6 protein-coding genes are annotated in these 6,066 nt (G+C 59.4%); 1 reads left to right on the top strand and 5 read right to left on the bottom strand.

Going from position 1 to position 6,066, the window contains the following annotated elements; all coding sequences use genetic code 11:
* On the bottom strand, positions 1-1,411 hold a 1,411-nt coding region (gene dgcQ, locus CW267_RS29335; protein WP_101148706.1), incomplete at its 3' end, for a cellulose biosynthesis regulator diguanylate cyclase DgcQ.
* A 115-nt stretch (positions 1,412-1,526) separates the two neighbouring features.
* Positions 1,527-2,438: a DUF808 domain-containing protein gene (locus CW267_RS29330; protein WP_008804206.1), complete on the bottom strand. Its 912-nt coding sequence runs from the start codon at positions 2,436-2,438 to the stop codon at positions 1,527-1,529.
* 182 nt (positions 2,439-2,620) lie between these two features.
* Here CW267_RS29330 and yedA point away from each other — a divergent pair, with 182 nt between their 5' ends.
* Positions 2,621-3,532 (top strand): drug/metabolite exporter YedA, encoded by a 912-nt coding sequence (gene yedA / locus CW267_RS29325; RefSeq protein ID WP_008804205.1) that lies wholly within the window; start codon positions 2,621-2,623, stop codon positions 3,530-3,532.
* On the opposite strand, the gene CW267_RS29320 is transcribed toward yedA, so the two are convergent.
* The 3 genes from CW267_RS29320 to CW267_RS29310 all read right to left on the bottom strand — a co-directional run.
* On the bottom strand, positions 3,507-4,001 hold the full coding sequence (locus CW267_RS29320) for a very short patch repair endonuclease (RefSeq protein WP_012967659.1): 495 nt from the start codon (positions 3,999-4,001) through the stop codon (positions 3,507-3,509). The genes yedA and CW267_RS29320 overlap by 26 nt on opposite strands.
* Positions 3,982-5,382: a DNA cytosine methyltransferase gene (locus CW267_RS29315; protein WP_012967658.1), complete on the bottom strand. Its 1,401-nt coding sequence runs from the start codon at positions 5,380-5,382 to the stop codon at positions 3,982-3,984. The genes CW267_RS29320 and CW267_RS29315 overlap by 20 nt, the downstream gene beginning before the upstream one ends.
* Positions 5,383-5,458: 76 nt before the next feature.
* Positions 5,459-6,066 (bottom strand): phosphohydrolase (locus CW267_RS29310; RefSeq protein ID WP_101148705.1); only part of this gene is annotated, 608 nt, incomplete at its 5' end.

The raw sequence follows: 6,066 nt of genomic DNA, 5'->3' as shown, positions 1-6,066 counted from the left end.
CGCGGCCCAGCAAGTCACCCTCACGAACGGTGCTGGCAAGGGTACTGGCCACCGTCGACAGCACTCTGTCACCCGCCTGATGGCCATAGCGATCGTTGATGCGCTTGAAGTGATCCAGATCGAGCTGGATCACCGCCAGCGGCCGTCCACTGCGCTGGCAGGCGCTGGCTACCGCCATCGCCTGTTCAAACAGCGCCCCGCGATTGAGCAGACGGGTTAAGGCATCATGCCATGCCTGCCATTCAAGGGAGGTTTGCAGGACGCTCATATTGCGGACCATGCGGCGGATCACCAGCCAGGAGAGCAACAGCATCAAGGTGAAGAGGACCCACATCAGGGTCAGGGCGATGGTGATGGTGCCAAAATTGCCCCGCACGCCTTCCCGCAGGGTGTGGATCCGCAGCAACACGCCGTCAAAATTGCGCAGTTTGGCCCAGCTGATATAGCGCGTCAGCAAGCGCAGCCCCCCCTGGTTATCATGGACAAACGCGCGGCTGAGCAGTTCCTGTTCCCTGGGGGACAATAGCGTCAGGACATTCCCCGGCGCGGAAGAGGCCAGCAGGTTCAAATGGCTATCATAAAGCTGGTACTCCCCCTCCTGCCCGCCCTGCATGGCGCTGACCAAAAACGCTTTTATTTCACTGACCGAGAAATCCATCGCCAGCACCCCGCGCCAGTAACCGGCGAAATCCAGCGGTATCGAAGCGGTGACCACCTGCTCTTCCAGCTGCGGGTCATCGTCAGGAAAGGTTTGCCAGATAACGCCCCGCCCCGGATTATTCCGCTGGCTCTGTCGGGTAAACCAGAGGGCGCCGATGGCTTGCGAATAGTGGGTCATCACCTGCGACTCGTCCCGCAGCGGCAGGGTCGAGGTGAAAAAGCCGCTGCGAGAGATATACTGCATCCGCTCGGCGAAATCGCGGTCATGTTGCGTCAGATTCAACAGATACCCCAGCTCCAGCGTCGCCATCAACTCATCAGCCGCGAGCGGATCGTCCTTCAGCAGTATAGGGTTGTTACCGACGACGCTCCCCGAGACGCCAAACACCGGCAGCGTACGACGATTCGGCAGCGCTACTCGCCAGGCCTCCTGGTGACGCTGGCTCAGATAGCGCTGACTGGCACTACGCAATACGTCGATATCGAGCGGCTGCTCAAGGGCAGACTGCATGCCGTGGCGAAAAAACATCATCCGGTCAATATTGAACTGCAGCAACCCATCCATTTCATGGGCGACATTAGCCAGATTATTACGCTGGTTGGCCACATAGGCCTCTTCCAGGACGTTGATTTCACGCCAGATCAGTAACGTGGAGAAAAAAAGCACCACAATAAAACAAACGTTAACCACATGCGCCGGGCGAGTCAGGTGGCGGAGCTTGTTTATCTTCAACCGAAGTGGCTTATCCATCATTATCTCGCAGTACGTTGCGCAAACCTGACGACATCAGCGCCCCGGCTGGTGTCGACGCCGGGCGCGCTTTTAGCGTAGACGACGCAGCGCCGTCACGCTGCGTGCAGCCACTCTACTTCACTGACCGGCGCAGACTGCTCACCACTTTCACGCCCGCCAGCACCACTGCGCCAATGATAAAACCCAGCACCAGGTTGGCAATGACCGGCAGCAGGGAAGCCAATATCCCGCCCAGCCCCGCGCTCCAGTGCTCAATGGCATGATGCAGTGGCGCAATGCCGTGAACCACAATCCCGCCGCCGACAAGGAACATCGCCAGCGTCCCAACGATGGAGAGCACTTTCATCAGCCAGGGGGCTACCACTAACAATCCTTTGCCCAGCCATTGCGCCAGCGCAGCGCGTTTCTCTGCCAGCCAGTAGCCCATGTCGTCCAGCTTAACGATCACCCCCACCAGGCCATAGACCCCGATGGTGACCAGAATCGCGATCCCCGAGAGGATCAGGATCTGATTGAGCAGCGGCGCTTCCGCCACAATGCCGAGGGTGATGGCGACAATTTCCGCGGACAAAATAAAATCGGTGCGAATCGCCCCTTTCACTTTGTCACGCTCAAAGGCCAGCGGGTCACGTTCCGCCAGCGCCTGAAGACGCTGCTGCCGTTGCGCAGGGTCTTCCTTGTGCTTACGCGCCTCCAGGCTGTGAAGGACCTTCTCCACCCCTTCAAAACAGAGGAATGCGCCTCCCAGCATCAGCAACGGCGTAATCGCCCAGGGGATAAAAGCACTGATCAATAGCGCCAGCGGCACGAGGATCACTTTATTAATGAACGAACCTTTCGCCACGCCCCAGACGACCGGCAGTTCACGATTCGCTCGCACGCCGGTCACCTGCTGAGCATTGAGCGACAGATCGTCGCCCAATACCCCGGCTGTTTTTTTCGCCGCCAGCTTGCCCATCACGGAAATATCGTCCAGCAGCGTGGCGATATCATCGAGTAATGTTAAAAGACTACTTCCTGCCAAAATAATTTCCTTCTCTTTTCATCAATGTCTCCCTCGAGTATGCGTTAAAAAACGGCCGGTGCCCAAGGTACAATTAGTCAATATAAATTTAACAAACTCGCGCAAATTAAGCGCTCGCCAGCGCGATAGTTTTCACGTTTACTATATGTCCCCTTTCTATCTCTGCACCGTCGTGAGGAAGTATGTCTACCCGTCAGCTGTTACCGCTTATCGGGGCGCTGTTTGCGCTGTATATCATTTGGGGCTCTACCTATTTTGCCATCGCCGTCGGCGTCGCCAGCTGGCCGCCGCTGATGATGGCCGGTATTCGCTTTCTCTCTGCCGGCGTGCTACTGCTGGGCTGGCTGCTGGCCACCGGCCATAAGCTGCCAGCCCGCCGGCCGCTGCTTAACGCTGCGCTGATCGGGGTCTTGCTGCTTGCCGTCGGCAACGGCTTCGTCACTCTCGCCGAACATCAGCACGTTCCGTCAGGAATCGCGGCGGTGATGGTCGCCACCGTGCCGCTGTTCACGCTATGTTTCAGCCGCTTTTTCGGCATCGCCACCCGTAAACTGGAGTGGCTGGGCATTGCCATTGGCCTGGCAGGTATCGTCATGCTCAACAGCGGTGGCAACCTGAACGGCAACCCCTGGGGCGCGCTGCTGATCCTGATTGGTTCGCTAAGCTGGGCGTTCGGCTCGGTTTACGGGTCGCGGATTGAGCTGCCGACCGGCATGATGGCGGGAGCTATCGAGATGCTCGCCGCCGGGATCGTCCTGCTGGTCTCGTCATGGCTGACCGGTGAGACGTTAACCCATGTCCCCTCGTGGTCCGGGATCGCCGCCCTGGCCTACCTGGCTATCTTTGGCTCGCTAATCGCCATCAACGCCTACATGTTTTTGATCCGCAACGTCACCCCGGCGGTAGCCACCAGCTATGCCTATGTTAACCCGGTGGTGGCCGTCTTGCTCGGTACCGGGTTTGGCGGTGAAAGCCTGTCGCTCATTGAATGGCTGGCGCTGGCAGTGATTATTTTCGCCGTAGTGCTGGTGACGCTGGGAAAATATCTCTTCCCCGCCCGCAGCGAAGCTACTCCTTGCAAGGCGGCGAAGTAAACGCCAGCTCGCGGATCCCCTGCGTATCGATCTGCGCGTCGTGCCCGGCGCCGCAGATCCACTCTTCCAGACGCTCGGTGAGCGCCTCATCATTTAGTTTCAACCGGCCGCGCAGGGCGCATTCCCAGATGATAAGCACCCGCCAGCCCTGCTCAGCCAGCTGTTGCCGGTCGCGGGCGTCACGCGCCACGTTGCCAGCGATTTTATCCAGCCAGAAAGCCGTCCGGGTGGCCGGCACCTTAAACAGATAACAGTCATGGTGATGCCAGAAACAGCCGTGAGTAAAGATAACGCAGCGGTAGTCGGGTAAGGCGAAATCGGGGCGTCCTGGCAGCGCGCGATCCTGGGCGACAAAGGTGAATCCCGCCCCGGTCAGCAGCGTCGCTATCCGCTTTTCAATCGCCGTATCGCGCGTGGCGATAGCCCGCATATTTTTACTGCGCGTGGCTTTATCGTGAACATCCGCCATCGTTATCATCCGCTTCGCGACGCGCCACCGCCTGGGCGATACGCGGCGCCAGGAGCTTCGCCACCGCGGCGAAGACCGGAACCACCACCGAGTTGCCGAACTGACGATAGGCTTGGGTATCCGACACTGGAATGCGGAACCGTGAACCCTGGGGCGATTCAAAGCCCATCAGCCGGGCGCATTCGCGCGGCGTCAACCGGCGAGGCCGCCGCTGTTGGTTCTGTGGATCGTCAAAATGCTGCTCGCCCAACGGCCGGTCCCAGCCGCGGTCGACGAGAATTTCGGCACCGTCTTTATAGTAGCGGGCAGAGAGTGTTCGAGCCACGCTGTGGGGATTACCGGGGTCTACCAGGCCATAACCAAAGCCATTACCCCGCGCCTGATGCTTGCGGGCATAACGATAGAGATATTTCCACAACACCGGCGTAAGGATAAATTTGGCATCCACCGTCGGCTCCAGCAGCTCGCCAAACGTCGGCCGCACCGCCGGATAGAGCGCAGCGATATCGCGCAGCGTAAATCCTTCATGCAGCTGCAGGTCGCGGCGGAAACCCACCAGCACGATGCGCTCCCGGTGCTGTGGTAAGAAATGGCGCCCGTCGATGACCTTAGGGTCATCCGGCCCGGTATGCCCGGCATCGGCCACCTCATACCCCAGCTCATCCAGCGTCTGCATGATGATGCGGAAGGTGCGCCCCTGATCGTGGCTTTTGAGGTTTTTGACATTCTCCAGCACAAAAATCGCCGGCTGACGCGCGGCGATAATTCTCACGACATCAAAAAACAGCGTCCCCTGGGTTTCGCAGGCAAAGCCGTGCGCGCGCCCCATGGCATTTTTTTTGGAGACGCCGGCGAGTGAGAAAGGCTGGCAGGGAAAGCCAGCCAGTAAGACATCATGCTGAGGAATCGTCTCGCGGATATGCTGCGCCGCTTCTTCATCGCTGACATCGGGGCGGTGGCTGAGCGTGACATCGCGGATATCTTCATTAAAACGATGCTGTTGCGGATCACAGTACCAGTTGGCCTTGTAGGTACGCACCGCGTGCTTGTTCCACTCGCTGGTAAAGACGCACTGCCCGCCGATGGCTTCAAAACCGTTGCGGATCCCGCCGATACCGGCAAACAAATCGACAAAGCGGAACGCATAATGCGGGTGATGAGCTGGCGGCGCCGGCAGCAGCGTCGCCAGATGGGCGATCTCCTGCGGACGCAAACGCCCCGCCGCGCGGGAGAGCGCCGCCACGCGCTTGAGGATCGCCGCGCTCCAGTGCTGTTCGCCGACGCTTACCAGTTCGGCGACCAGCGTTTTCACATCATAGATCGTCATCAGCTGACGCAGCAGCGCCTGAGCCTCTTCCCCGGCCTGCTCAGCCAGCGGCAACGACCTGTTTTCCTTAATTAACTTTTGCGGCATATCCTCAACCAGCGCGGACGATTTTTGCAGAGAGTACCATAAATCACCGGTCGGTTGACGCCTGCGGTGCAAAGCGGCGTAAAACCGCTTCATCCAGCGCCAGCGGCTCCCCCTGCAGCTCCGCGCTAAGCTTGGCCATAAATTCGACGAGGAAGCGGGCATTGTGCTGCGCCATCTCTTTTCCTCTGGTCGTCTGCATGGTCTCCGGCAGGCGCAGGAGTTTGCACTGGAAATGGTCAAGGGCATATCTGCGGTCATCCAGCGCCCGCCGGTCAGCAAATGGATCTTCAGCATCAAACAAGATGGTATTCAGGGCGCCGGCGACGGCGAAGACGCGCGCCAGACCAATCGCCCCCAGCGACTCAAGACGGTCGGCATCCTGGACGATTTTCGCCTCCAGCGTGCGTGGCGGGATCGCCGCGCTGAAGCTGTGCGCCTCGATGGCATGGCTGACCGCCGCGTAACGCTCCACGGGAAAATCGGCAAAAGAGGACTGTAGGATCGCGAGGGTTTTCTCGGCGGCCATCATCGAGGAACGGCTTCGCTCCGGATGATTCTTCGGCAAGCTGACGATGTCATGAAAATAGCAGGCCGTGAGGAGTACCAGTCGGTCGACCTCCTCCCCGGCGGCCAACAGGGTAGCCGTGGCCC

This window comes from Klebsiella sp. X1-16S-Nf21, assembly GCF_002837615.1.
GTDB classification, from domain to species: domain Bacteria; phylum Pseudomonadota; class Gammaproteobacteria; order Enterobacterales; family Enterobacteriaceae; genus Klebsiella; species Klebsiella variicola.
This window is presented reverse-complemented; position numbering and strand designations above follow the sequence as displayed.

What these genes read in the sequence shown, in the direction of transcription:
- yedA (WP_008804205.1), top strand. Translation starts at nt 2,621, where the DNA reads ATGTCTACCCGTCAGCTGTTACCGCTTATCGGGGCGCTGTTTGCGCTG.
- CW267_RS29320 (WP_012967659.1), bottom strand. Translation starts at nt 4,001, where the DNA reads ATGGCGGATGTTCACGATAAAGCCACGCGCAGTAAAAATATGCGGGCT.